Here is a 26458-nt window from a genome sequence, read left to right as displayed (position 1 = left end):
TCTGCCGGATCAACAACGCAGCTATGTGCATAACTACACTGCCGATTATTCTCCCGAACTGACCTGACTGCTAGAAAGGCAGCTACTTTGCGAAGTAGGGCACGATCAAGTAGATGCCGAACAGGACGGCCAGTGCGCAGAAACCAAAGCAGACATAGGCAAGGGAACGCACCAAAGCAGGCGACTTCTGCCGGGCATCACCGGCGATGGCTGTGAGGCGTACGCCCAATGAATAAAGCACCACCAAAGTGACTGCGGCCACGAGGGTGACTCCACCGACCTGCAGCAATTCCAACCATTTCATCGCTGCACATCCTCGCTGGGGGCGTTCTTTCGGGACTTCTTCTTCTTACGGAACCGCACCGCGTGGCCGGCTTCTTCAACCTCGACGGCGTTGTGGTGGCCGACGTGCGACCTACGGGATACGACGAACATGAAGAGGACGGCGGCCGTTCCCACCACTGCGGCAATGACCACGCCGACGACGCCGATACTCACCAGGAGGGCCGTCAGGGCACCGACGATGGCCGAGGCCGGAAGGGTGAACAACCATCCAAGGGCGATCTTTCCAGCGGTGCCCCAGCGGACAGATGTGCCCTTGCGGCCGAGGCCTGAGCCGATGACCGAGCCCGAGGCAACCTGCGTAGTGGAGAGGGCAAAGCCCAAGTGGGATGAGGCCAGGATAGCCGTGGCGGTGCTGGTTTCAGCAGAGAAACCCTGAGCCGGCTTTACTTCAGTGAGGCCCGAGCCCATGGTGCGGATGATGCGCCAGCCACCAGCGTAGGTACCGATCGCGATGGCGAAGGCGCAGGCGGCGATGACCCAGAACTGCGGGCCGCTGCCCGGAGCCTGTGTGCCTCCTGCGATCAGGACCAAGGTAATGATGCCCATGGTCTTCTGCGCGTCATTGGTGCCGTGCGCGAGGGCCACCAGGCTTGAAGTGAAAATCTGTCCGGTGCGGAAACCTCCACGTTTCTGCGTGAGCTTGTCACCGGTTTCGGGATCATGCCGCGAAGTCAACGCATACGCGAGGCGGGTACAGATGTACGCCACAAGGCCTGCGATGAGTGGCGCGAAGATGGCGGGCAGGATCACCTTCTGAAGCACGGTCTCGAAGTTGATGGAATGGAGGCCGATGCCCACAACTGCTGCGCCGATGAGGCCGCCGAACAGGGCGTGCGAGGAACTCGACGGCAGGCCCTTGAGCCAGGTGATCATGTTCCAGAGAACTGCGCCCATGAGACCGGCAAAGATAATGTCCGGGGTGATGTGGATGCCCTCCGAACCCTCCCGGATCAGTCCACCGGAAATGGTCTTGGCCACTTCCGTGGAGAGGAACGCGCCTACGAGGTTGAGCACGGCGGCCAGGGCGACGGCCGTCTTGGGCTTGATCGCCCCCGTAGCGATAGGCGTAGCCATCGCATTGGCAGTGTCGTGAAACCCGTTGGTGAAATCAAAGAATAGGGCCAGCGCTATTACCAGCGCGACCATGAAGGTGATATCCACCTGTTGCCCAATCTGCAGAGTCGTCGACGTTCAGCAGTTTCACTTCCCCATACCTGCCATCCACAGCATAGTTCAGCAACTGTTCAACTGACTCGGCTTGTGGGATTCACTCTGGCGGGCTTGAAACCTTAAGAATCCTACGTGCCATCCGGTGAGCGGACAAACGTGCGGATGCTCCGGTTCAGCCCAAATACGCCCGTACAGCCGCGAGGTCGCGACGTGACAGACCCGTTCGGGGATCCGGTGAGATGCAGAGCACACGATCATGCTGGTATTCGGCCCAGGATCGGGCATCGGACTCTTGGCTGAGTTGGTCGTCAAGCCAGATGATCCGCTCGCTCCCGGCAGTGGCGAGATCCTTTTGGAGGGCCGTTAATTTCCACCATTCGGCACCTTGATCCCAGCCTTGGCTGGACAGCACTGGCCAATCATGACCCTTTAAGCCGATGGCAGGGCACAAAAACTCAGGGGCCAGGCGCTCCCAAGTAGTAAGCCAGACAAAACGGGCATCAGGATGGTCTGCCAAGTCATTGAGTTCGGCAACAACTTCCGGCGCATAAGTGACATTAAGGATTCCGGCATCTGCGATGGTCCATTCGCCACCCCAGTCAGTGGTTCCCTTGGGGCTGAAGGGGTTCACCACGCCGTCGACATCCAAATAAACGGACACGGGAGCAATGGCTCCTTGCGTGGATTGCATGACCACCCCCTTCTCCAACACTTGAGCATCAGCCTACGGGAAAGCCAGAGCATCGATACAAGCAAGTATCAATCTCTTGACGTTCGTCATGGAAGTGATAATCTCGAACAATGGAAAAGCCTACAGTCCATTCCGCCCAAAGCGTCCGGGATATCGAGGACACTGTCCGCACGGATTTCCGGCATGCCATGTCTTACGGCGGATATCTGGACCTCGACCGCCTGCTCAGCTCCCAGCACCCCTTGAGTGAACCCGAACACCACGATGAGTTGCTGTTCATCATCCAGCACCAGACCAGCGAGCTCTGGCTGAAGCTGGTCCTGCACGAATTGTTGGAAGCCCGGCGGCTTTTCGACGCCGATAACCTCGGCAAAGCACTCAAATGCATAGCCCGGGTCAAGGCAATCCAACGCACCATGACCGAGCAATGGTCTGTGCTTGGAACGCTCACACCCCGTGAGTACGCCCAGTTCCGCGGTTTCCTGGGTAGCTCGTCCGGCTTCCAGTCATACCAATACCGGGGCGTTGAATTCCTGCTCGGCAACAAGAACCGTGGAATGCTGCGCGTCTTCGAAAGTGAACCCGAGGCTCACGCCTTGCTCGGCAAGCTCCTTGAGGAGCCCACGCTCTATGACGCCTTCCTCAGGGTCCTTGCGCGTGCCGGTTACGACATCCCGGCCGACATCCTTGACCGGGACACAAGCGAGCCGTGGACGTTCCGGAAAGACCTCGTCCCCATCTTCCAGAAGATCTACGAATCGGACGATACCCCATGGGGTCTGTACGAAGCCTGCGAGGATCTGGTGGATATCGAGGACAACTTCCAAGCTTGGCGCTTCCGCCACCTTCGGACGGTCCAACGCACCATCGGCTTCAAGGTAGGTACCGGCGGATCGTCAGGTGTGGACTTCCTTAAGCGAGCCTTGGACCTCACGTTCTTCCCCGAGCTCTACGCCGTCCGCACCGAAATCGGCAACTAGCGACCTATCCCGGCCACTGCCGCCCAATACTTCCGCAGGAGGAATCATGACCACAGCACAGCAAACCCAAAAACCGACGTCGGCCGAGCTGGACGCCGCTGATCCCCTCGCCGCCCAGCGCGAGGCTTTTTACACGCCCGACGCCGATCAGCTCGTCTCATATCTGGACGGCAACTCACTCGGACGCCCGCTGAAGGTCACCTCCGCGAATCTGGCTACTTTCGTTCAGAATGCCTGGGGCAGCCGCCTCATCCGCGGGTGGGATGAGCAATGGATGGACGAGCCTACCGTGGTGGGCGACCGTATCGGCGAGGTGGCCCTGGGGGCCGCTCCGGGGCAGGCCACAGTGGGTGACTCCACCTCGGTGATGCTTTACAAGATGATCCGCGCCGCAGTAGACGCCCAGCCGGGCCGCGACGAAATCATCATCGACCGCGACAACTTCCCAACGGACCGGTTCATCATCGAGGGCATTGCCAAGGAGCGCGGTGCGAGCATCAAGTGGATCGCCGCGAACCCTGCCAGTGGTGTGCGGGCAGAGGACCTGGACGGGCTGCTGGGCGAGCGGACCGCAGTGGTCGTCCTCAGCCATGTGGCCTACCGATCCGGATTCCTGGCCGATGCCAAGGGAATTACCTCCAAGGTCCACCAAGCCGGCGCCCTGATGCTGTGGGACCTGTGCCATTCCGTTGGCTCCGTGCCCCTGAACCTGGACGAATGGGGTGTTGACCTCGCCGTCGGATGCACCTACAAGTACCTCAACGGCGGACCAGGCTCACCTGCCTTCGCCTACGTTAATGCGTCACAGCAGGATCGTTTGCAGCAGCCCATCTGGGGGTGGATGGGTGCGGACAACCCGTTCGGGATGACGGAGTCGTACAAGCCCGCGCAGGGCATGCGCAGATTCATTACAGGAACGCCTCCGGTGTTGGCCATGCAACCCCTCAAGGACATGGTGGAACTGATCGCCGCCGTGGGAATGGATGCCGTCCGTGAAAAGTCCATCAAACTGACCGAGTACGCGATCGCGCTTTCCGAGGAACTCCTGGTGCCGCTTGGTGCGGAAATCGTAAGTCCCCGCAATTCCGCCGAACGTGGCTCGCACATAACGGTGGACCATCCACTCTTCGCCGATGTCACCGCCAAGCTGTGGGAAAAGGGTGTCATCCCCGACTTCCGTCCCCCTCACGGCCTACGCATTGGCCTGTCACCGTTGAGCACGAGCTACGCCGAGGTTGAGCTGGGAATCGCAGCCATCCGCGACGTCCTCTCGGAACTTCTGTGAGCCTGAAATGAGTGCCGTCCTCGACGACATGGACTCCCGTCCAGGGAGTACAACGTCGCTCCTGCGCACAGTCATCGGCCTGTACCTGCGTGATGCCGGCGGGTGGGTGTCAGCCAGGGACATGGTGACCCTCATGGAAGCCCTGGGTACGTCCGGAACAGTAACCCGGACGGCCCTGGGCCGACTTCGGAAAAAGGATGTGGTGTTGCAGGAGACCCGTGATGGTGTCCCCGGGTTCACCCTCACCGAGGGCGCGGCAACCATGCTTGCCCGCGGGGATCGTAGGATCTACAACCCGCGGAACATGTCAGAGTCGGACCCTTGGTGCCTGATCTCCTTCTCCATCCCCGAGACGGAGCGCGAGAAGCGGCATCAGCTACGGCGCAGGCTCCACTGGATCGGCTGCGGTACGGTGGCCGCCGGGCTGTGGATTTGCCCTGATTCGCTTCGGGTGGAGGTGGAAGAAATTCTTGCGGACCTTGATCTCCGGGCCATGGCCACGATCTTCGTCACGGCTACACCACTGGTGGGTGGCAGCCTTCAGGATGCTGCGTCCAAATGGTGGGACCTGGACGCAGTAGCCGAGCTGCATAGGGACTTCATCAGCAACTGCGACCTGCCCATCGGTCTATCGGTGGAGCCTTCCCCCGAGGCGTTTGCAACTTATGTCCAGTGCATCGACCGGTGGCGGATCATCCCCTACCTTGACCCCGGCTTGCCGTCGGCCTTCCTGCCAGTGGAGTGGCCCGGAGCAGAGGGCACTGCCCTATTCGGCCGGATCGTTGCTGCCTATGCGGAACCGAGCGCGGTGTTTGTGCGCAAGACCTTGCGGGAAACTGTCGGGGCTGCCGTTTCCTGATGGCGCCTTTAGCCACCTGACTTCACACGCGACACGAACCGGAACCTGTCTCCGCGAAATGCGCTGCGGGTCCACTCCACGGGTGCGCCGGCCGCATCCCGGGCCAAACGGTGGACCACCAGCAATGGTGCTCCCATTTCGATTCCCAGCAGCCTGACGTCCGCCGGACCCGCGAGGGCTGTCTCCACCGTGTCCTCAACGTCGGCCACCTCGACCCGGTAGACGTCCGCTAGAACGGAATATAGCGAACCCGCTTTGGCCAGGTTGGACTTGAGCCGCGGCAGCTTCCCGGGAAGCCAGGCGATCTCATGCGCCAACGGCTCCCCCTCAATTAATCGGATGCGCTCCAGCCGGGTCACCGGGTCGCCTTGCTCGAGTTCCAGATGGGCAGCGACCTCCGCATCAGAACGAACGACGTTAAGGGCAATCAATGTGGAATCCGGCCGCAAGCCCTGGCTCCGCGCGTCATCCGAAAACGAGGTCAGCTGCCGGACGTGCGTCACTTTAGGTGGTGCCACGAACGTGCCGTGGCCTTGGATGCGTCCCAGCTTCCCCTCCGCCACAAGTTCACTGATGGCCTGCCTGACAGTGGTCCGGGATGTCGTGTACTTTTCGGCAAGGGCGCGCTCGGTGGGAATCAGCGTGCCTGGTTGGAGTCCGGCTATCAGCCCGAGTACCTCGGTTTTCAGGAGGTAGTATTTGGGCGTTGCATGCTCGACTTCACTGGACATATTGGCCACCCTATCTATGGACAACACCATTGGTCTATGCCAATGTGGATCGAGTTGGTCTAACCCGCTCTGATGCCGCTTCTAAAGACCGTCGCTTATCCGAAAAGTCCGCACCCGAAACGAAGGGACGTCAGTTGGAGGAAATACAGCAGTGGAACACCACCGCGTTGGTGGAGGTCCTGTGACTCCCGCTGTCCTTGGCCTCCACATCGGCGGCTCCAAGACACACGCAGTCAGGTCCGATACGGCACAGGGCGACGTTAACTCCCGGGGTGGCTCCGGCGTCGAGATCACCGAAGCCAGCGCCAATCTGTCCTCCGTTGGGCACCAGGGCGCCGACGCCGTGCTGCGCCGGATCGCCGCGAGCGTGGGCGGCGGAATCGAGGCTGTCTGTGCCGGAGCAGCCGGAGCAGACACCCCGGCAAGCCGTGCAGTCGTCTCCGCCTTACTTACGGAACATTTCCCCGGCGCCAGGATCGACGTTGTGCATGACACCCGCATTGTGCTGGCGGCAGCAGGCCTCGAGGCCGGAGCTGTGGTCGTCGCGGGCACCGGGTCTGTGGCGTGGGGCCGGAACCGTGACGGAAGGGAAGCCCGCAGCGGAGGTTACGGCTACCTGCTGGGCGATGAAGGCGGCGGCTACTCGGTGGTGCGGGACGCCGTCCGCGAGGCACTCCGCGAGTACTACGCGGGTCTGGAACCCGGCACCATGGTCAAGGCAATCATGACGGCTACGGCCAGCGTTGATGCTTTGCAGCTCATGGACTCCTTCTACGCCAAGCCCGAACCCGACCACTGGGCCGGTCTGGCACCGCTTGTCCTGGACCTGGCAGCGGAGGGCGATCCCGCGGCCTTGCGTATCCAGGCAGAGGCCGCGCATTCGCTGGCCACGCTTGCCCGACAGGTCATGGGCGAGCTTGGGTTGGACCTGCCGTTGGTCATGGCTGGCGCCCTGCTAGTGAATCAGAGCCAGCTCGCCGCGGCCGTGGCGCGCAAGATGTCCTTGGAAGATCCGTCCTTGATCCGGATCCTTGCACAGCCCCCTGTCCATGGTGCAGTGGAATTGGCCCGGCAACTGGTTCAGCACTAAGTCAGGTGATTCAGGAGTAGTCGGGCAGGTGATCGGCGCAGCCAACCGGAGTAGTCTGGAATCATGCCTGTCACGATCGGTGGTTGGTAGCATTGGCGCGGACCAGGCAGCGGTGGCTGCCAGCTCTGTTGATTCCCCTTGCCTTGGCGATTGCAATACTGCTTGGCTCGGTCCAAGCAGGCGCTACCGTTTCCCTTCCGCCGAAGACCGCTGAAGAAATCCTGGCCATGATTGCCCGCTCCGAGGTGCGGGCTTTGTCCGGCACAGTGGAACAAACCGCTGAGCTGGGGCTGCCGGAGCTCCCCACGTCAGGGCCGGGCATCGCACCGGGCGCTGCCTCTGCACTGGAGTTTCTGACCGGCTCCCACACTGCCAGGGTCTATGTGGATGGGCCCCTGCGGCTGCGGTTGCAAGTCCTGGACCAGATGGCCGAACGTGACGTTGTCATCAATGGCGGAGATGTCTGGTTCTACAACTCGAGGGACAACAGCGCTACACATCTGACCGCACCTGATAAACCGACCCCGCCGGACATGCCCGCGCCGCACATGACCCCGTCGGACATGCCGACGCCGGAGGCCATGGCCGGCCGCTTCCTTGAAGCGGTCGATGCCGGCACGGAGGTAACCACTGCTGAGTCTTCATCAGTGGCCGGTCGCAGCGCTTACTCTTTGGTCCTTAACCCACGCAGTACCGAAACCCTGGTTGATTCGGTGACCATCGACGTCGACTCCGAAACCGGACTGCCCCTGGGTGTCGAGGTACGGGCCAATGGACAGACCGAGCCCGCCTACTCGCTCGAGTACACCCAATTGGACCTTTCCAGGCCCGGTGCTGAGTTGTTCGATTTCACCCCGCCACCGGGAGCCACCGTCACTGAGAAAAAATTGCCAGCCAAACCCTCTATGATTCCCACCGTCCCGACACCTGATATGCGAGACCACGGAGCATCCGTCACTGGTAAGGGTTGGGATTCGGTGATCTCTTTGCCCGCCGGTTCTGCTCCGGCTGAGTTCACGTCCAATCCCCAGCTATCCCAAGCCCTGCAGCCTGTTGGCGGCGGCCGGGCGTTGACGACGGCGCTGCTGAGCGTGTTGATTCTCGACGACGGTCGCATCTATGCGGGCATGGTGCCTTTGGAACGGCTTCAGTCAGCCGCTGCCGCCCAGTGAACGAACCCCGGACCGCCGCGTCTGCTGGTGCAACTGAACGCTCCGCCCCTGTCCGTTCGTCCGATCTCGCTATAGAAACACACGGACTGGTTAAGCGGTTCGGTCACCGGCCGGCGGTGGACGGCATAGACCTCGAAGTACCCCGTGGCTCGGTCTTTGGCTTTTTGGGACCGAATGGATCGGGGAAAACCACCACCATCCGGGTACTGCTGGGGCTCGCTTCGGCAAGCAGCGGTGACGTCCGTGTCCTTGGCAAGGAGATGCCTCAGGCTTTGGCTTCCGTGCTGCCGGACGTCGGCGCTTTGGTGGAAGGTCCTGGCTTCTACCCTTTCCTGTCGGGGACGGGAAACCTGATGCGCTTGGATGCCGCCGACCGTCATGGGTCGTCGGCAACCAGGCGGCAACGGGTCCACGATGCCCTTGAACGGGTAGGGCTGGGCCACGCCGCCGGAAAGAAGGTCCGCGCCTACTCTCTGGGAATGAAGCAGCGTCTCGGCTTGGCGAACGCAATGCTCAGGCCGCGGGAGCTCCTGGTTCTGGACGAACCAACCAACGGGCTGGACCCGCAAGGCACCCGCGAAGTGCGCAACCTGGTTCGCTCCCTCGCCGCCGGCGGGACTACGGTGTTCGTCTCCAGCCACTTGCTTGCCGAGGTAGAGCAAATGTGTACCCACGTGGGCGTGATGAGCGCCGGCCGCCTGGTGGCACAAGGCCCCCTGGAGGAGCTGGGGGCTGCCGGGCAGGCACACGTTGTGGTGCAAACGCCCGACGTTGAATTGGCGTCCAGAGTGCTGACGCGCCTTGGGTTGGTTCCAGGTGAAGCGCCGCGTACCGGCAACCCAAGGGGCACCACGGCGGTGTTGGGCGCCGGAATCAATGGACATGAACCGGAGGCGATCGTGGCTGCGTTGGTTGCTGCCGGCGTCCGCGTCCGTGGCTTCGTGGTTGAGAACGCGAGCTTGGAGGAGAGTTTTGTTTCCCTGACCGGGGAGGGGTTCGACGTTGCTGGCTGAAACTGCTGGTCCTTCCCAAGGGAATGCTGTTCGTTCCGGCATCGGATGGGCTCTTCTGGGCTCGGAGTTGTCCGTGCTGTTCCGGCGGCTCCGGACGTGGGCCATGCTGATGGCCCTGGCTGCTGTACCTGTTTTGATCGCAGTGGCGGTCAAGTTGTCGTCCCGGCCTACCGCTCCTGGCCGCGGGCCATTGTTCCTGGACCGGGTCACCCAGAACGGCCTGTTCGTCGCGGTTACTGCCTTGGTGGTCTGTGTTCCCTTGTTCCTGCCACTTACTGTCGGCGTGGTGGCCGGGGACACCATCGCCGGTGAGGCGAACCTGGGAACCCTGCGGTACCTGCTCCTCGCTCCGGCAGGGCGCATACGTCTGCTGTTGGTGAAGTATGCAGGGGCCGTCGCTTTCTGTTTCGCCGCTACCGCCACCGTGGCAGCTTCCGGCGCCTTGGCCGGCGTCGTACTTTTTCCTGTTGGCCCCGTGACTTTGCTGTCAGGTGACACCATCAGTGTGGGCGAGTCGGCGTTGCGGTCATTGCTGATCGCTGCCTACATCACGGTGTCCCTGCTGGGGCTCTCCGCAATCGGCCTCCTGATCTCCACCTTCACGGACGTGCCGGTGGGCGCCATGGCTGCCACCATTGTGCTTGCTGTGGTGTCGCAGGTACTCGATAACCTGCCGCAGCTTGAATGGCTGCATCCTTGGCTGTTCAGCCACCACTGGCTGGGCTTTGCGGACCTGCTGCGGCAGCCGATCTCGTGGACATCGTTCGGGGATAACGCACTCCTCCAGTCAGGGTACATAGCGGTCTGCGGCGCGCTGGCATACGCAAAATTCTCCAACAAGGACGTCCTGTCATAGCTTTGTCGTAGGCTCTTTCCATGGCAAGATTCTTTGACGTGCACCCGGACGACCCCCAACCACGCGCCATCGGCCAAGTGGTGAACATGCTTCAAGGTGGTGGCTTGATCGCCTATCCCACAGACTCCTGCTACGCGCTGGGCGCCCAGATCGGCAACAGGGAAGCTTTGGACCGCATCAGGAGCATCAGGCAACTCGACGACAAGCACCACTTCACCTTGGTGTGCAAGGACTTCGCCCAGATGGGGCAGTTCGTCATGTTGGACAATGACATCTTCAGGAGCATCAAGGCTGTCACCCCAGGCAGCTACACATTCATCCTCCCGGCCACACGCGATGTCCCCAAGCGGCTCCTGCACCCCAAGAAGAAAACCGTGGGCGTGCGCATCCCTGATCATCGGGTGGTTCAGGCGCTCTTGGCAGAGTTGGGTGAGCCCCTGCTCTCCAGCACGCTCCTGCTGCCGGATGAGGAAGAACCGTTGACCCAGGGCTGGGAAATCAAGGAACGCTTGGACAACCAGGTTGACGGCGTCATCGATGCCGGCGACACCGGCTCAGAGCCAACTACCGTTATCGACTTTTCCAGCGGCGTAGCCGAGGTTGTGCGGTACGGAACTGGCGATCCCTCGCGCTTCGAATAAGCGCCGCGGTGTCATTGACAGTCACCTGAATTGGAAACGGCACCCGGAATTCATTGCGACTTGTGCAACGCCAGTCATCTCCAGTGCCAAGGCTGACGGCTGGGGCGACACAGGCTGCGGCGGGTAAGCCATGAAAATGGACAGCTGGCGGTTGCCGTCGGCGCTGCTGATGGCAATGCTTCCATAGCCGGGAATGTCTCCGGCGTGGCCGAAGTAGGAGCCGTTGGTGCAGCGGTCATCCCAGTGGTCCAGGCCGAGGCCATAGTCGGCAAACACTGTGCCCTTCATGGCAATAAGGCTCGCCGGGGACAACAATTGCCCCCTTAGCAACGCGGCTTGGAAGACGGAGATGTCCTCCACAGTGGACACAAGGCCTCCGTTGGCGATCCCGCCCGGGAGTTGGATGCCGGTAACATCCACGGTTTCTCCCTCAATTTGGACGTAACCGTGGATGACGTCATCGGGGACAGTTGAGCTCGCATTCAGGAACTCCGTGGATTGGAGGTTCAAGGGCGCCAGGACGTCCGTTCGCAAGACAGCCCCCAGCGGCGCACCTCGAAGCTGCTCCACGACCCGGCCCAACAGGGCATCGCCATCGGGCGCCGCGGCAGCAGCCGTGTCGCCGGTGTCGCCAAGTAGCTGGCGGATCGTCACCGGACTATTCGCCGTGAGGGAGCCGGGAAGGTATTCCGTGACGAGGTCGTCCAACCCCAGCCGGCCCTCTTCCACGAGCTTCATGACGGAGACTGCCAACAGTGTCCTGAACTGGTCCCCCACAGGGAAACGGTCACCCGGCTGTACAGTAGTTTGTCCCTCCCGCGTCAGGACTCCTTCTGCAAGCGTCCACTCCTGCTGGCCGACCTTCGCTTTGATGAGAACTGCCGATGCCCCTTCTTCCAGTTTCTCCCGCGCGAAGAGCGAGAGAGTGGCGCGGAGCTCCTGGAACGCAGGGGTGGCCGCAACGCTCTCCGTGGGCACCGGAGAAGTCATGAACGTAGGCACGGCAGGAGGTGCGGTTGTTGCAGGCCGAGCTGTCGTAGGCGGGGGAAATGTGGCGGTGGTCGGCGGGGGTGGAAGCGGTTCCGGGGTGTCCGTGCAGCCGCTGAGCACAAACCCACCGAGCAACATACCGCCAAGAAGCAAGCCGCACGCGAGGGCGGTACTCAGTTTGCCTCTCGCTGGACCTCGCGGCACACGCACTCCCACTGCACTTTCTCCGGCCTACTCCCCCGGCGTGCGTGCCCGACTCGGCTGCACGCGCATGGGTTCACCCGGCATCTTGGGGAATTCCGGCGGGAAGGGCATTTCGCCCTGCCCGTTCTTGACGTCGCGATCCCACCACTTAAGCAGGACGTCAATGTCGCCCGGGTGATCGTGCATGGACTTCCAAGGGTCGCCTACTTTAGTCAACCGCTCAGGGACTGTCTTGATGGTGTACTTTGCAGGATCGGCGTTCCCGAGTTCCTCCCACATCAACGGGCAGGACACCTGGGCCGTAGGTACGGCGCGGGGACTGTAGGCCCCGGCAATGGTCCGATCCCTGTTGGCTTGGTTGAAGTCCACAAATATTTTGGTCCCGCGTTCTTCTTTCCACCAGGCCGTAGTGACCGTCTCCGGCATGCGCCGCTCCAACTCTCGTCCAACAGCGATGACGGCGTGACGGACATCCAGGAATTCATGCTTGGGATGAATAGGTGCATACACGTGGAGTCCCCGGTTGCCGGAGGTTTTGATGAACGCCGTGAGTCCGGCTTCTTTCAGCACGGAGCGCAGTTCCAGCGCAGCCGGGATGGCGTCGTCGAAGTCTGTGCCAGGTTGGGGATCCAGATCGATCCTGAGCTGGTCCGGATTGTCGGGATCATTGGCCCGGGACGCCCAAGGGTGAAAGACCACGGTATTCATTTGGGCTGCCCACACCGCAGCCGCCGGCTCGTCGATCACCAACTGCGGATGGGAACGCGCGCTGGGGTAGGTCACCGGCACGGAACGGACGTACTCCGGGGCTCCTTTTGGGGGATTCTTGGAGAAGAACATTTCGCCTTCAATGCTGCCCGAGTAGCGCTGGAGGCTGATCGGACGGTTTCCGTTTGCCGTCACGAAAGCCTCTCCGACGTCGATCAGGTAGTTGGCAAGGTCCAGTTTGGTCAGTCCAGCGTCAGGCCACATCACCCGGCTTGGACTCGATATCCTGACCTCCCGGGGGCCGTCAGGACCAGGGACAGTAACGGTGGTTGCTTCGCTCGCCATGGCCACAAGCTACCCCGTTTATGCCCTGCGCGTCAGCACCCGATGCGTTTTGGTGTCGTGGGCAATGATGGATGCATGCCAAACACTGAAACATCCGTGACCATCGCCGTCGGTGAAACCGAAGTGTCAGCCCTCCATATCCGCCCCCCGCAGCCCTTCGCCACCCTTGTTGTGGCGCACGGGGCGGGCGCCGGAATGGAACACCCCTTCCTGGAGGGTTTCGCTGGGGCGATGGCAGACGAGGGCGTAGCCACGTTGCGCTTCAACTTTCCCTACCGTGAGGCTGGCAGGCGTTTTCCGGACCGCCCGCCGCTGGCTATCGCCACGTGGCGTGCAGTGATGGCCAAAGCAGCTGAAGCAGGCGAAGGTGAACCACTTTGGGCAGCGGGTAAATCCTTCGGTGGACGCATGGCTTCCATGGCAGTGGCAGAAGGCATGCCCGCAAGGGGTTTGGTGTACCTCGGCTATCCTCTCCACGCACCTGGCAAACCAGAGAAACTACGGGATGAACACCTGTATGACGTCACTGCACCCATGCTTTTCCTCCAAGGGACGCGTGATACCTTCGCTACGCCGGAACTGCTGGAGGCAGTGGTGGCGAAGATAGGCCCGACGGCGACACTCCAGTGGAGCGAGGGCGGTGACCATTCGTTCGCGGTCAAGGGCCTGAAACGTGGGGCGGCAGAGATTGGGGCATCCCTTGCCCCGGCGGTTGCTGCTTTCCTGCGCGCGAACGCCTCAGCTCAATACACCTAGGCCTGCTTCGGCAGAGGTTCGTGGCGAAGGAAGGACCTACGAAAACGGCCCGTGCCTGCTGTGAGGGCACGGAGTTCTATGGCGTACCGCAAGAGCTCTTGGTCCGGCACTTCGGCACTGATTTCCGTTCCTTCACCGTCAGCGGCGGTAGTGCCGGTCACACGACCCCGGCGTCCGGAGAGATCGCTCATCACCGCGCCCACATATTCGTCGGGCACACTGATGACAACGGAGGAGACGGGTTCCAGCAGCCGGATTCCGGCGTTGGCCGCAGCTTCCCTGAGGGCCAATGCGCCGGCCGCCTGGAAGGCCGCGTCGGATGAGTCCACGCTATGGGTTTTTCCACCCACCAGCGTCACCTTGATGTCCACCACCGGGAATCCCGCCGAGACACCCTTCAGCATTTGTGAGCGGACTCCTTTCTCCACGGACGTGACAAACGTCCCGGGTATTGCCCCGCCCACGATCTTGTCGGTGAACGAAAAGCCCTCACCGCGGGCCAGGGGCTCCACTTCGATGTCACAGATGGCGAACTGTCCGTGGCCGCCGGACTGCTTGACATGCCGCCCATGTCCGGTTGCTTTGGTGGTAAAGGTTTCCCTGAGCGGAGTGATGACATCGACGGTCTGGAGTTTGACGCCCTGGTTGCGCAGCCGGTCCAGGACCACCTCGGCGTGGGCCTCCCCCATGCACCACAGGATGAGCTGGTGCGTGTCCTGGTTGCGTTCCAAACGAAGTGTTGGATCGGCTGCTGCAACCTTTCCGATGCTCTTGGCCAGAGCGTCCTCATCACTGCGCGATGCTCCTTCAATAGCTACAGGCATCAATGGCTCGGGCATATTCCAGGTCTCGATGAGCAGCGGCGCCTCACGGTCCGAGACTGTGTCGCCTGTCTCCGCGCCGGCCAGCTTGCTGATGGCGCAGATGTCACCGGCAATGCACTGTGGAATGGCCTTAAGGCTTGAACCCACAGGCGAGTAGAGATGGGTGATGCGTTCATCGGCGTCGTGGTCCTCGTGCCCCCGATCCGCCAAACCCCTGCCACCGATATGTATCGAAGAGTCTTCCCGCAAGGTCCCTGAGAAGACCCGCACCAAGCAGACACGGCCGAGGAATGGATCCACCGTGGTTCGCACTACTTCTGCAGCAAGTCTTCCGGCGGGGTCACACGGAAGGGGCTTCAGTGAGGAGCCGTCCAGTTTCATCATCGCCGGGGTGATGCGTTCCAACGGCGATGGCAAGGCATCCGTCAACAGCGCCATCAGTTCCGGAAGACCAAGGCCTGTTTCGGCCGACGTCGGCAAAACCGGGAAGAAGCTGCCCCGTGCCACTGCAGTTTCAAGATCGTAGATGAGGTCCGCAAGGGGCAGTTCTTCGCCGCCGAGGTACCGGTCCATGAGGGTTTCATCTTCGCTTTCGGCGATGATGCCTTCGATTAAGGGTCCCCTCGCTTCTTCGACGTCGAAAGCCGGCTCCAAGCCCCCATTCGCAGCGCCGTCAAGATTATCAGCGCCGTGGAGCACGCCGATGAGTCCGGCGTTGCCCACGGCTGGGAGATACAGCGGGAGGACAGCCTCACCGAACGCTTCCCGGCAACGCACGACGGCGGCACTGAAGTCGGCGCGGGGATGGTCCAGTTTGCTGACTACCACGGCACGAGGCATCCGGATCTTCTCGCATTCGCCCCACAACGCAACGGTGGCACCGTCAATACCGTCAACACCGGACACAACGAAAAGGGCCGCATCTGCGGCCCTCAAACCAGCGCGCAGTTCGCCGGTGAAGTCGGTGTAGCCGGGGGTGTCGATCAGGTTGACCTTGATATTCTCCACGAGAATCGGGGCTACGGACAACGTGACCGAGCGTTGCTGATGGATCGCGGAGGGGTCCGAATCACTAACAGTGGTGCCTTCGCTGATGGAGCCCATTCTGGTGATGGCACCCGTCGCGGCCAGTAACGCCTCCACCAGCATGGATTTGCCTGCGCCCGAATGTCCCACGAGTGCCACGTTCCGGATTCTTGCTGGATCACTCGCGGCCAAGGCAGCTCCATTGTCACCGCGCCTGGCGTCGGTTCCGCCCGGTCCGGTTCCTTTTGCTGTTTCGCGCGTGCCCTTCGCGGACATGGGCACCTCCTGGTGTTCTAGCCCGGTACGGTGTCCGAACACATCCAGTTCGACCGTTAAGAGGATTGGACACCCTGAAGCGACCACAGGGCAAGGCCTCGCGGCGACGAAAGCCGGACTATCGGCGTCAGACTGCCGCCGGTCAACTACCGCGCTAAAGGGAGAGCATCCCCCATAGCAACCACACCGACGCTACGGCGCAACCAGTGATCACCGCCGTGAATCCGGTTAACCAGACGAAAGCCGGGACGCCCGTAGTGCGGCCAAGAATGAAGGCATCAGAGGCGGCCAGGCGGTCGCGGCGGCGGGTGTGTACGCCGGCAAGTTTGAATAGATCCCTGATACCACCCACGGAGAGGGCAACGCCGAGAGTCAGGACAACATAGTTAACTACTGTGGGCGTGGCGAACAGGATCAAGAGCTGCGCGATGACTGCGCTCAATACAGCCACAAGGATCCCGGTGAGGTTCCTCAGGAAAATGAGCGAAACCAACAGGACCAACGCCCCGATGGACATAGCGGCTCCGGACCGGCCCGAGGCAAACGCTGCGATGAGGCCCAACCCGACGACCGCCGGTGCGGGATAGCCCCAGAACCCCGACCACGCTGCCCCGAAAGCGCTCCGACCACTGCTGACAAGACGCCCTGAATGGTCGAGGCCGATCCGGAGCCCATGGACAAAGCGCCCAGTCATGAGTGCGGCGTACGCATGCCCCAGCTCATGGACGAAGGTGACGTATAGCCCGAACCATCTCCAGCTTGCACGAGGGATGCTCAGGACGACGGCGCACGCGAGGATGCCCAGCAGGGCAGGTATGGGCACTGCGGTGGTGTGCGTGTCGGTGAATCCGCGGACCACCGCGTCCCACCAATCTTGTGCGAGATTCAAGGCATCTTCCGGAATCCCCGGGCTGCCCGGTTCACAGCACTGTCGACTGAAGACGGGAATGCAGTCCAGCGATGAGAATGTCGAGGCCGAAATTGAAAGCTGCCTCACCTCGCTCCTCAGAGGGTCCTGCGTGTGCCAAGGCGCTGGTGAGGGCGGGGTAACCCTGCGTTGGTGGAGCCCAAACGACGTCCGGGGCCGCCAGGTCCAAGGCGAAGCCGAGGGCGAAACTGTCAATGGTGGAAATCGCCGACATCACGTCCCGCCCGTGGAATCCTGCGGCTTCGAGGGCCACCGCCAGGTTCTCGTAGAGGGCCATGACTTGGGCATCCTGAACTGTTTGGAGTACCAGCAGTGGCGCGAGTTTTGGATGGCGGGCGAAGGCGTCGCGATAACTCCGGACAATGGCACGAAGTGAGGCCTCCCAATCCTGCTCGTCTTCCAGGACGTAGGGACTCTCTGAAATGATCCGGCCGCGCATGAGCTCGAGGATCTCCTCCCGCCCGCTGACGTGGTTGTAGATGGAGGACTGGCTCACGCCGATCCGCTTGGCCAGTTTTGGCAGGCTGAAGTCCCCTGCCTCGTCCACCAGCTCAAGAGCGGCGGTGACGAGTGCGTCGATGGATATCAGTGGGACCAGCGGGCGTGCCATACAGGTGTCTCCATTCAAAGGTGTTGTTACGACTCTAGCCAGAAGTTTGCGTGTAGGTATTGTGCCCCGGCTCACAAGGACTTACGATAAACGAAAGCCTTTCGCTTTATGTTCGGCTTCTCCTTGGACTCCCCTCCCCAAACACCCCAGAGGATCCCCATGTCTGACCTCGAAACCCGCCCCCCGGCAGCAGACGCCGGGAATGGGCTTAAGCGCAACGCCATAGGCACCGGCGGCATCGCCTTCCTGGTGATCTCCGCAGCGGCTCCCCTCACCGTAATGGCCGGCGTAGCACCAGTAGCCATCGGCGTGGCGGGCATAGGCGCCCCCATGGGCTACGCCATTGCCGGAGCGGTCCTGCTGGTCTTCGCCGTCTCCTTCATGGCCATGACCAAACATGTCAAAGCCGCCGGTGGCTTCTACACCTACATCACCTTGGCCATGGGAAAGACCGTAGGCCTGGCCTCAGCCATCCTGGCGATCGTTTCCTATAACTGCCTGCAAATCGGCGTCTACGGACTGTTCGCCGTCCAAACCCAAGGCATGCTCCTCGCATTCTTTGGCTGGGATGTGCCTTGGCCTGCCGTAGCTTTGGTAGCCATCGCGGCCGTCTGGTTGCTCGGGTACCGGGGCATCGATGTTGGCGCCAAAGTCCTTGGGGTCCTGCTCATCGCCGAAACTGCGATCCTGGCCGTCATGGGCTTCGGAATCCTTGCACGTGGTGGCGCCGAAGGCATCAGTTTCGCCTCGTTCTCCCCCGAGCACGCTTTCACTCCAGGTGTCCTTGCCATCCTGGCTATCTGCTTCGCTGCCTTCATGGGCTTCGAGTCCACCGTGCTGTACCGCCGCGAGGCACGAAATCCTGACAAGTCCGTTCCCCGGGCAACCTACATTGCAGTGGGTTTCATGTCCGTGTTCTACGCCTTCATTGTGTGGACCGTCATCCAGGCCTACGGCGATGGAAACGTCGTTGTTGCCGCCGGCGAACTGGCCGAGGGAATGTTTTTTGCCACCATCAACCAGTACGTGGGCCCATGGGCGGAAGTAGTCATGTACGTGCTGATCGTAACCAGCGTTTATGCCTCCCAGCTGGCGTTCCACAACGCCATCAACCGCTACGTTTACATGCTCGCCAAAGACGGCGTGCTCCCCGCGTTCCTTGGCAGGACCCACCCCAAGTACAAGTCCCCGCATCGCGCCGGGCAGATCCAGACCATTCTGGCCGCCGTCGTCATCATCATTTGCGCCGTAGCCGGCGCGGACCCGTACAAGCAACTGCTGATCTGGGTCAACACGCCGGGCATCTTTGGAATCGTGGCCCTTCAAGGCCTGGTATCGGTAGCAGCGTTCATCTACCTGCGGCGTAATCCCGCCGCAGCCACCAACCGTCTACTCATTCCCCTGAGCGTCGCCTCGGCCATCTTGCTGTTTGGCGTGGTGGCACTGATAGCCATCAACATTGAACTCCTCACCTTTGCGGATGCACTGACCAACACCATCCTGCTCTTGGTCACGCCAGTTGTATTCCTTGCTGGCCTGCTGATTGCCCGCAGGCTGCGCACCACCCGCCCTGACGTCTTCGCCCGGATTGGAAGCTTTGAAAACCATGACTCCTGACCTGATTGTCCTTGCCGACACCATTCACACGATGGATGAGCGGCACCAGAACCAGTCTGTCCAGGCTGTTGCCATCAGCGGCGGATTGATCGCCGCCGTCGGCAGCCGCCAAGACGCCAGAGACTGGCAACAGGCGGATACACGTGTGGTGGATCTCGGTGACGCCACGCTCACGCCGGGGTTGGTGGACTGCCATATCCACCCGGTGTTCGGCTTGGATCTGACAATCGGCGTCGACCTCTCCAGCGCTACGTCGCTGGATGAAGTCCTCACACTCGTGCGCGAAGAAGCAGCGCACGACGGCGGCTGGTTACGTGGATGGGGACTCAACCCGAACGCTTTCGGAACTGTACCGCTGCACCGCAGTGTGCTGGACAGCGTCACCGGGGACCAGCCCGCGCTCATACGTTTGTTCGATGGTCATTCAGCACTGGCAAACACCCGTGCCCTGGAACTGGCCGGCATCCAGGGCCGGTTTGAATTCGACCAGGCCTCTGAGGTGGTCTGCGACGCAGACGGCGTTCCAACAGGGCTCCTCCTCGAAGCTGCGGCCATGGAGTTGGTGCAGCGCCATATCCCGCAAGAGTCCTTCGCCCAACGCAAAGCACGACTCGCAGAGCTCCTTCGAGACTTCGCGCGATCCGGACTGACCGGCGGCCACATCATGGACCACAGCGAGGAATCCGCAGCACTCTTACAAGCGTTGGAGGAGGACGGTGAACTCCCGCTGCGACTTCGGGCGGCGCCGTGGTGCATGCCCGGCAGTGGCGAAGTCGAATGGAAAGAACTGGCGCGCAGCATCGGCACCGGAGGCCGGCGCTGGTCCATTGAGGCCATCAAACTCTTCGTCGATGGCACAGTGGACAACGGAACAGCTTGGCTCTACGAGCCTGATGTTCATGGCCAATCCACCGCGCCCTTCTGGCCGCGGCCCGAAGAGTACTCCGCCGCCGTCCGGTACTTTGCCTCCCGCGGTATCCCCACTGCCACGCACGCAATCGGTGACGCCGGGGTGGGCCATGTGTTGGAGGCCTTGGAATCGCTGCGAAACACTGTTCCTGCTGATCTCCTGCGCCAAACCGTCCACAGGATTGAGCACATTGAAACAGTGCCCGATGATCTGGTGGCACGCTTCACGGGTGCTGGCGTGGTCGCCAGCATGCAGCCGACCCATTGCACCCACTACTCACTTGCCGATCACAGCGACAACTGGTCTACCCGTCTTGGCGCAGAGCGGGCGGACCGGGCGTGGCGCTGCCGGGATCTTCGTGACGCCGGAGTGACTTTAGGTATCGGCTCTGACTGGCCGATCGCGCCCTACGAACCCCTTCCAATCATCGCGGACGCCCAGTTGCGCCGACGTTCGGGGAATCCGGACCAGGAACCCATCGCCCCAGCCCAGGCCCTCACCGCGCTCCAAGCTCTGGAGGGGTACACCTCCCACGCGGCGAAAGCTGCAGGCCTGTGGGATGTTTCGGGTTCAATTACTGTGGGCAAGCGGGCCGATTTCACGGCATTCGAACTCGATCCCTTGGTCACGGGCCCGGACGAATTCGCCGCGAGCAGCGTGCTGGGAACGTTCGTGGACGGGGAAATCCAGTTCATGTTGATGCGGCAGGCTTAGCCGGCCCGCCGGGGACCAGAGGCTACATCCTGTTTTTCGTCTTTGCCGTGGCCGGCGCGGTCCACGGATCTTCGGGCCAGGGATGCCTGGGGTAGCGCCCACGCATCTCGGCCCGAACCTGGGAGTAGGGACCGGACCAAAATGAGGCGAGATCGTCCGTGACGGCCAACGGCCGTCCTGCCGGGGATAGCAAGTGAAACAACACGGGGACCCTGCCCTCCACGAGGCGCGGCGTGCGGTCCCAACCGAAGCATTCCTGAAGCTTGACCGCCACCACCGGGCGGCCGTCGTCGTGACCCGTACCGATGCTGTCCGAAACCTCGGGGTAGTCGATCCGGACACGCGAACCACTCGGCACCGCCAGGCACTCCGGCACGAGGTCCTCGAGCCGGGCAGCCTCCGGCCAAGGGAGCAGACGTCTCAAGGGATCAACGAGGTTGATGGAACTCACCGAGGCGCCGGTGGCAATCGCTTCCAACTCGGGACCCAGCCAGTCGTCCAGCTTGGATAGCAGGGCGGCTTCCCGGACGTCGGGCCAGGGGCTTCCGAGCTCGCGGTGCAGCAACGCAAGGCGGCGGCGCAGGGCATCGGCTGCGGTCGACCAGCCGATAATCGACAACCCCGCCTTCTCCAATGCCTCGGACACGGCACGACGGCCGGACTCTGCGCTGGGGCGGATAGGGGTGGAGGACAGGACGATGGCACCCATACGGCGTTCAAGCCTGGCCATGACCCGGCCTTGGTCAAACTTCGCCTGTACTTTCTCCGCGAGGAGATCGGGCGCGGCAGCTTCCGCCAATTCAACCGACAAGGGTGCGGCGGAACGGATGACCGCGCCAGTACCCGCGGCATCACGCCCCTCGGCGCGCGACACCTCGGCAACTGCAAGCCAGTCATGCCCGGACAGTGAACTGCCAGCGGGAAGCCCGGCCCGCGTCCCCGAAGAGAGCAAGTACGTGGTGGATCCATCGCCGGGTACACGCCTGGCCACGCGGTCCGGGAAAGCCAGCGCCACAACGAAGCCGGGCGCTTCCCTCGCCATGACATCGGCCGGGGGCTTGGGATGCCCGACGGCGGTAACCTCCTGCCGTACCCGCGTCACCTTCTGAATCAGCGTCTCCATCCGCTTGACGTCTTCCGCGAAACGACGAGCGCCTGAGTCCGATCCGGAACGCAGTGCAGTGAGCAGCTTTAAGAGGTCAGCGCCGGGCGCTCTCTGATCGCCGGCCACGAGTGCCACCGTTTCAGCCGCTGCACGTCGGCCCACAACAGCCGATCCGTCCAACAAAGCGCGGGCAAGTCGGGGATCCGCTGGGATGCGGGCCAGGGCCTTGCCCGCGGCGGTGACAGTTCCGTCGTGTGCAACAGCACCCAGTTCCTGGAGGATCTCCACGGCATCGTTCATGGCCGCAGCAGGCGGTGCGTCGGGTAGCTGCAGGCCAGAACCACCCGGCGCGCCCCAGCAGGCAAGGACCAAGGCAGCGCTGGTGAGGTCTGCAACGGAGATCTCCGGTATCTGATGTACCGGAGCTGCGGCAAAGGCTTGCTGGTCGTAGCAGCGAACCACCGTGCCCGGTCCTTGTCGCGCTGCGCGGCCGGCGCGTTGATCCGCCGATGCGCGCGAACAGGAAACGGTCACGAGTCCGGACATTCCGCGGCCGACGTCTCGCCGTGGTTCCCTTGAAAGCCCGGAATCGACGACCAACCGTACACCGGGGACAGTCAGGGACGATTCAGCCAACGACGTGGACACAATGATCCGGGGCGGCCCGCCGGGTTCACGGCCGGATACGGCGCGGTCCTGAGCTTCCGGACCGATCTGGCCGTGCAACTCGAGCACCTCCACATTTTGTGGCAGCTTCCCGCGAAGACGAGTAGCGACGTCGGAAACTTCCCGGGCTCCCGGGAGGAAAACCAGAGCGTCTACTTCGGGGTTCCGGCTCAGGGCGGCCGCGTGGCATCTCGCAGCAGTGTGGGCCACATGATCGAGGAAACTCCTGGATACGCCCCGGGCATCGAGTCGATGCTCCCGGACCGGCGCCCATTGGATCTCCAACGGGTACAGCGCGGAAGGACAGTCGACGACGGGTGCCGGCCCACCGCCGTCGAGCCCTGTCCCAAGAAGCTTTGCGAAACGCGGGGCGTCGAGGGTTGCCGACATGGCCACCAGCGTCAGGTCACCCCGCAATTCACGGACCTCCGCGAGCATGCCCACCAGCAGATCCGTTTCGAGTCCACGTTCGTGGACCTCATCCAAGACCACCGCGTCGACGTCTTCAAGGCCGGGGTCAGCCAGGAGACGCCGAAGGAGAATGCCAGGCGTGACGAATTCGACCACAGTGTCTTGGCTGGCTTTGCTTTCACCTCTGACGCTATAGCCCACCCTGCCACCCAGGCGGCTTCCGTCGAGCAAAGCCAGACGGCGTGCGGCTGAGCGGGTGGCCACACGCCGCGGTTGGGTGACGACAACGCGCGGCTGGCCGGAGTTCTGTTCGGACACGAGATTGGCGAGCAACGGCGGAACCAGTGTGGTTTTTCCTGTGCCTGGTGGCGCCTGCACAACTGCCGTTCCGCCGGATACCGTGCCGCCGTCGCCCTGGGCTCTTAAGGCAGTAGCAAGTTTGCCGAGGGAATCCGCAAAGACCAGTCCCGTACCGATGGTGTCCAGTCTGAAAGTCACCAGACCATTGTCCCTGTTGCGTGGCAATTGAAAGGCCACGCCCCTCATTGGGAGCGTGGCCCTTCTCATGGTGTTGATCTTATGGTGTTGCGTTTCTAGCCGATGGTAGAGGCGTCGATGACAAAGCGGTAGCGGACGTCGGAGGCAAGAACGCGTTCGTAGGCATCGTTGATCTTGTTGGCCGGGATGACCTCGATCTCGGCGCCAAGGCCGTGCTCCGCGCAGAAGTTCAGCATTTCCTGGGTTTCGCGGATACCGCCGATCGCGGAACCGGCGAAGCGACGACGACCCGTAATCAGCGAGAACACGTTGACCGGCAGCGGCTCGGCGGGCGCGCCAACGTTGACCAACGTGCCGTCGAGCGTGAGTAGCTGAAGGTATGAGCTGATGTCGATGGAAGCGCTGACGGTGTTGATGATGAGATCGAAGGTACCAGCGAGCTGTTCGAACGTGGCGGGATCGCTGGTGGCGTAGTAGTGGTCTGCGCCCAACTTGAGCCCGTCCTCCATCTTCTTCAGCGACTGCGAGAGCACTGTCACCTCGGCGCCCATGGCGTGGGCAATTTTGACGGCCATGTGGCCGAGCCCGCCAAGGCCGACGACAGCAACCTTCTTACCGGGACCGGCGCCCCAGTGGTGCAAAGGTGAGTAGGTGGTTATGCCGGCGCACAGCAACGGTGCGGCGACGTCGAGGTCCAAGCCTTCCGGGATGGTGACGACGAAGTCCTCATCCACCACCACGCTGCTGGAGTAGCCGCCCTGGGTGATGGTGCCGTCGCGGTCAACAGCGCCGTAGGTGCCCACGTTTCCCTTGAGGCAATACTGTTCCTCGCCCGCAAGGCAGTTCTTGCACTCCTTGCAGGAGTTCACCATGCAGCCGACGCCTACGCGGTCGCCCACCTTGTGCTTGGTGACGTCCGCGCCGACGTCGGTGACGATGCCCGCGATTTCGTGGCCAGGAGCCAAGGGGTACTGCTGCGGGCCCCAGTCACCGCGAACTGTATGGATGTCCGAGTGGCAGATACCGGCAAACTTGATGTCAATGTGGACGTCGTTCGGACCGACCTCGCGACGTTCGATGGTGGTCAGGGTCAGGTCTCCCGTGGCCGAGGGGGCAGCGTAAGCGTTGGCGGTAGGCATGTTTCTCCTGCTTTGTGTACGTTGTTGGGTGTTTCCATCCAACCTCCTTTCCCAGAATGGAAGGAGTTACTGCTGTTAGGGGTAATGACAGGGCCTCCCTTAGCGGGCCAAAGGTCCTACCGTTGAAGCATGGACAACCGGACAGAGACGCGTGACTTCCTCTCCACACGACGGGCGAAGATCACGCCCGAGCAAGCGGGACTGGCCGCCTATGGTGGCAATCGTCGCGTACCGGGACTCCGGCGCGGCGAAGTGGCCATGCTGGCCGGAGTAAGCGTGGAGTACTACACGCGGCTGGAGCGGGGAAATCTCGCTGGCGTCTCGGAAAGCGTCTTGGAATCCCTGGCTAACGCCCTGCAACTCGACGACGCCGAACGCGCCCACTTATACGACCTCGCCCGCGCAGCGAGTGAAGGTGGCAGGTCACGACGCCGGCCCGTGCGGAAGCAGGCCATCCGGCCTGGCGTTCAGCTCACCTTGGATGCCATCAGCGGCTCGCCCGCTTTTATTCGGAACGGTCGGTTGGATCTCCTGGCAACAAACGCCCTTGGGCGTGCTTTGTACTCAGATATCTACGATAGTCCCGCCGGGCCGCCCAACCATGCCCGCTTCCTTTTCCTCGACCCGCGCAGCCGGGATTTCTACACGGATTGGGAACGGGCGGCCAACGACACGGTGGCCATTATGCGGACCGAGGCAGGCCGCGATCCTTACGACCGGGGCCTCAGCGACCTTGTGGGTGAATTGTCCACACGCAGCGAGGAGTTCCGGGTCCGCTGGGCATCCCATAACGTGCGCCAGCATTACACAGGGAAGAAACACTTCCGTCATCGGATAGTTGGCGACCTGCATTTGTTGTACGAAGCCCTTGAGCTGTCCGCCGATGCCGGTTTGACCTTGACGGTCTACAACCCGGAACCCGGCACCGGTACGTCCGACGCCCTGCAGCTGCTGGCAAGCTGGGCCGCGACGACCCTAGCGAGCCCTGAGGATTCCGGGGACCTCCGGACCATCCACAACAAATGATTGCGTCATCAACTCCAACGGACACCGGCGAGCGGGCCTTCCTGTCCCTCGTCGCAAACGTCGATTCCGATTCGCTCCCCATCGGCTCCGAATCGTTCACGGAGACAGAATCTCCCGATCTTGCAGGGTACGGAAATGTGGCTGGCCATCATCTGGTACCTGACCGATCTTCTGGGCAGCGCCGAAGCACTAAGGTACCGGTCACGTGGCATCCAGAGACCTGAACCGGCGTATTTGCTGCCTACGCTCCAGGCATCCGAAGCCAGCATTTTTCCGGCGGTGACCGCCGGAATGCCTCTTCCTTGCCGTCACACAGGAGGGTCATTGCAGAGGAGCTAAAAATGTCAGTGCGCCATGACAGGGTTGGTTCATGGGAGCAATCGGGCAGATATTGGCACGGCGGGCGGGTTCGGCCCGCGCCGATGCGCTGCTGCGTCAGCGGTCCCTGAGGTCCAAGAGTGTCCCTGTCCGGACGGCCACTGGTGTCCCTGTCCGGACGGCCACGTTGAGGGGTACGACGGCGGCCGGCACCTTCGCGGGTGACTCAGGAGGCGCTGGGCTGCTTCCCGGATTGAAGTCATTGAGCGGCTTACCGGAGTTCAGCACAGGTGAGGGCGTGAACTACGGGGACGCTGCGGCTGGTTTGCCTGTAGATCTGGCCGCCGAAGCTGTTGGGTCGCTTCGCGAATCCGTTGCCGATGCGGCGCGGTTGTTTGGGTTTGTTGAGGCTGCCGACTTTGCGGGAAGGATCGAAGAGATCTCCCGGTCAGTGGAGTACCTGCAAGTCGTCGCGGCGCAGGCAGTGGAACGGACCCGGGAAGAAGCACAACAAACGTCGCCGGGGCCGTCAGGGGCGGCGCCGGAATGGCGGA

General features: G+C 62.2%; 23 protein-coding genes and 1 pseudogene. 13 read left to right on the top strand and 11 right to left on the bottom strand.

The genetic code is table 11. The annotated features are described in order from the left end of the window. Window positions 1–82: 82 nt before the first annotated feature. The 3 genes from RIF72_RS08645 to RIF72_RS08635 all read right to left on the bottom strand — a co-directional run bounded on the left by RIF72_RS08645 (window position 83) and on the right by RIF72_RS08635 (window position 2206). A complete protein-coding gene (locus RIF72_RS08645) occupies window positions 83–304 on the bottom strand; it encodes a hypothetical protein (RefSeq protein WP_309074414.1) in 222 nt (73 codons plus the stop codon). Beyond that, window positions 301–1506, bottom strand: coding sequence for an anion permease (locus tag RIF72_RS08640; protein WP_309074413.1), 1206 nt, complete (start codon window positions 1504–1506; stop codon window positions 301–303). The genes RIF72_RS08645 and RIF72_RS08640 overlap by 4 nt, the downstream gene beginning before the upstream one ends. A gap of 181 nt (window positions 1507–1687) precedes the next feature. Beyond that, a complete protein-coding gene (locus RIF72_RS08635) occupies window positions 1688–2206 on the bottom strand; it encodes an HAD domain-containing protein (RefSeq protein ID WP_309074412.1) in 519 nt (172 codons plus the stop codon). A 110-nt stretch (window positions 2207–2316) separates the two neighbouring features. Between RIF72_RS08635 and kynA the strand changes: the two genes are divergently transcribed. The 3 genes from kynA to RIF72_RS08620 are packed head-to-tail and all read left to right on the top strand — an operon-like array spanning window position 2317 to window position 5330. After that, the gene (gene kynA, locus RIF72_RS08630; protein ID WP_309074411.1) at window positions 2317–3186 is read left to right on the top strand and encodes a tryptophan 2,3-dioxygenase; all 870 of its coding nucleotides are present in this window, start codon (window positions 2317–2319) and stop codon (window positions 3184–3186) included. A gap of 46 nt (window positions 3187–3232) precedes the next feature. Continuing rightward, window positions 3233–4471 (top strand): aminotransferase class V-fold PLP-dependent enzyme, encoded by a 1239-nt coding sequence (locus RIF72_RS08625; protein WP_309074410.1) that lies wholly within the window; start codon window positions 3233–3235, stop codon window positions 4469–4471. Window positions 4472–4478: 7 nt separating this feature from the next. Further along, window positions 4479–5330, top strand: a complete 852-nt coding sequence (locus RIF72_RS08620) for a PaaX family transcriptional regulator C-terminal domain-containing protein (RefSeq protein WP_309074409.1) — start codon at window positions 4479–4481, stop codon at window positions 5328–5330. Between the two features lie 8 nt (window positions 5331–5338). On the opposite strand, the gene RIF72_RS08615 is transcribed toward RIF72_RS08620, so the two are convergent. Further along, entirely contained in the window at window positions 5339–6061 is a 723-nt protein-coding gene (locus tag RIF72_RS08615; protein ID WP_309074408.1) for a GntR family transcriptional regulator, read from the bottom strand. 151 nt (window positions 6062–6212) lie between these two features. On the opposite strand from RIF72_RS08615, the gene RIF72_RS08610 reads away from it, so the two are divergent. From RIF72_RS08610 to RIF72_RS08590, 5 genes are all read left to right on the top strand, one after another. After that, window positions 6213–7151, top strand: a complete 939-nt coding sequence (locus RIF72_RS08610; protein ID WP_309074407.1) for a BadF/BadG/BcrA/BcrD ATPase family protein — start codon at window positions 6213–6215, stop codon at window positions 7149–7151. A 92-nt stretch (window positions 7152–7243) separates the two neighbouring features. Further along, window positions 7244–8323, top strand: coding sequence for an outer membrane lipoprotein carrier protein LolA (locus tag RIF72_RS08605; RefSeq protein ID WP_309074512.1), 1080 nt, complete (start codon window positions 7244–7246; stop codon window positions 8321–8323). Beyond that, the gene (locus tag RIF72_RS08600; RefSeq protein ID WP_309074406.1) at window positions 8320–9336 is read left to right on the top strand and encodes an ABC transporter ATP-binding protein; all 1017 of its coding nucleotides are present in this window, start codon (window positions 8320–8322) and stop codon (window positions 9334–9336) included. Before RIF72_RS08605 ends, RIF72_RS08600 begins: the two co-directional genes overlap by 4 nt. Further along, a complete protein-coding gene (locus tag RIF72_RS08595; RefSeq protein WP_309074405.1) occupies window positions 9326–10192 on the top strand; it encodes an ABC transporter permease in 867 nt (288 codons plus the stop codon). Before RIF72_RS08600 ends, RIF72_RS08595 begins: the two co-directional genes overlap by 11 nt. Window positions 10193–10212: 20 nt before the next feature. Continuing rightward, a complete protein-coding gene (locus RIF72_RS08590; RefSeq protein WP_309074404.1) occupies window positions 10213–10833 on the top strand; it encodes an L-threonylcarbamoyladenylate synthase in 621 nt (206 codons plus the stop codon). Between the two features lie 21 nt (window positions 10834–10854). On the opposite strand, the gene RIF72_RS08585 is transcribed toward RIF72_RS08590, so the two are convergent. Then, window positions 10855–11823, bottom strand: a complete 969-nt coding sequence (locus RIF72_RS08585) for a serine hydrolase domain-containing protein (RefSeq protein ID WP_309074403.1) — start codon at window positions 11821–11823, stop codon at window positions 10855–10857. Between the two features lie 231 nt (window positions 11824–12054). Further along, window positions 12055–13080 (bottom strand): non-homologous end-joining DNA ligase, encoded by a 1026-nt coding sequence (gene ligD / locus RIF72_RS08580; RefSeq protein WP_309074402.1) that lies wholly within the window; start codon window positions 13078–13080, stop codon window positions 12055–12057. Between the two features lie 75 nt (window positions 13081–13155). On the opposite strand from ligD, the gene RIF72_RS08575 reads away from it, so the two are divergent. After that, window positions 13156–13836, top strand: coding sequence for an alpha/beta family hydrolase (locus RIF72_RS08575; protein WP_309074401.1), 681 nt, complete (start codon window positions 13156–13158; stop codon window positions 13834–13836). Here RIF72_RS08575 and RIF72_RS08570 read toward each other — a convergent pair. From RIF72_RS08570 to RIF72_RS08560, 3 genes are all read right to left on the bottom strand, one after another. Further along, complete coding sequence (locus RIF72_RS08570; RefSeq protein ID WP_309074400.1) at window positions 13833–15962, bottom strand: elongation factor G-like protein EF-G2; 2130 nt, start codon at window positions 15960–15962, stop codon at window positions 13833–13835. The two genes, RIF72_RS08575 and RIF72_RS08570, sit on opposite strands and share 4 nt — an antisense overlap. Window positions 15963–16116: 154 nt before the next feature. Further along, window positions 16117–16851, bottom strand: coding sequence for a M50 family metallopeptidase (locus RIF72_RS08565; RefSeq protein ID WP_309074399.1), 735 nt, complete (start codon window positions 16849–16851; stop codon window positions 16117–16119). Window positions 16852–16882: 31 nt separating this feature from the next. Then, window positions 16883–17500, bottom strand: a complete 618-nt coding sequence (locus tag RIF72_RS08560; protein WP_309074398.1) for a TetR/AcrR family transcriptional regulator C-terminal domain-containing protein — start codon at window positions 17498–17500, stop codon at window positions 16883–16885. Between the two features lie 159 nt (window positions 17501–17659). Here RIF72_RS08560 and RIF72_RS08555 point away from each other — a divergent pair, with 159 nt between their 5' ends. Both RIF72_RS08555 and RIF72_RS08550 read left to right on the top strand, forming a co-directional pair. Then, entirely contained in the window at window positions 17660–19117 is a 1458-nt protein-coding gene (locus RIF72_RS08555; RefSeq protein WP_309074397.1) for an APC family permease, read from the top strand. Then, window positions 19107–20741 carry an amidohydrolase family protein gene (locus tag RIF72_RS08550; protein WP_309074396.1) on the top strand — a complete coding sequence of 545 codons (1635 nt, stop codon included), beginning with the start codon at window positions 19107–19109 and terminating at the stop codon, window positions 20739–20741. Before RIF72_RS08555 ends, RIF72_RS08550 begins: the two co-directional genes overlap by 11 nt. Before the next feature lie 22 nt (window positions 20742–20763). Here the strand turns inward: RIF72_RS08550 and hrpB are convergent, their stop codons facing one another. Continuing rightward, window positions 20764–23469, bottom strand: coding sequence for an ATP-dependent helicase HrpB (hrpB, locus tag RIF72_RS08545; RefSeq protein WP_375164209.1), 2706 nt, complete (start codon window positions 23467–23469; stop codon window positions 20764–20766). 47 nt (window positions 23470–23516) lie between these two features. After that, window positions 23517–24560, bottom strand: coding sequence for an NAD(P)-dependent alcohol dehydrogenase (locus RIF72_RS08540; protein ID WP_309074394.1), 1044 nt, complete (start codon window positions 24558–24560; stop codon window positions 23517–23519). Between the two features lie 129 nt (window positions 24561–24689). Here RIF72_RS08540 and RIF72_RS08535 point away from each other — a divergent pair, with 129 nt between their 5' ends. Further along, on the top strand, window positions 24690–25586 hold the full coding sequence (locus RIF72_RS08535) for a helix-turn-helix transcriptional regulator (protein ID WP_309074393.1): 897 nt from the start codon (window positions 24690–24692) through the stop codon (window positions 25584–25586). Between the two features lie 370 nt (window positions 25587–25956). Further along, window positions 25957–26458 (top strand): annotated as a pseudogene (locus RIF72_RS08530) (HNH endonuclease); the annotation flags it as partial.

This window comes from Paenarthrobacter sp. (assembly GCF_031180005.1).
Lineage (GTDB): Bacteria > Actinomycetota > Actinomycetes > Actinomycetales > Micrococcaceae > Arthrobacter.
This window is presented reverse-complemented; position numbering and strand designations above follow the sequence as displayed.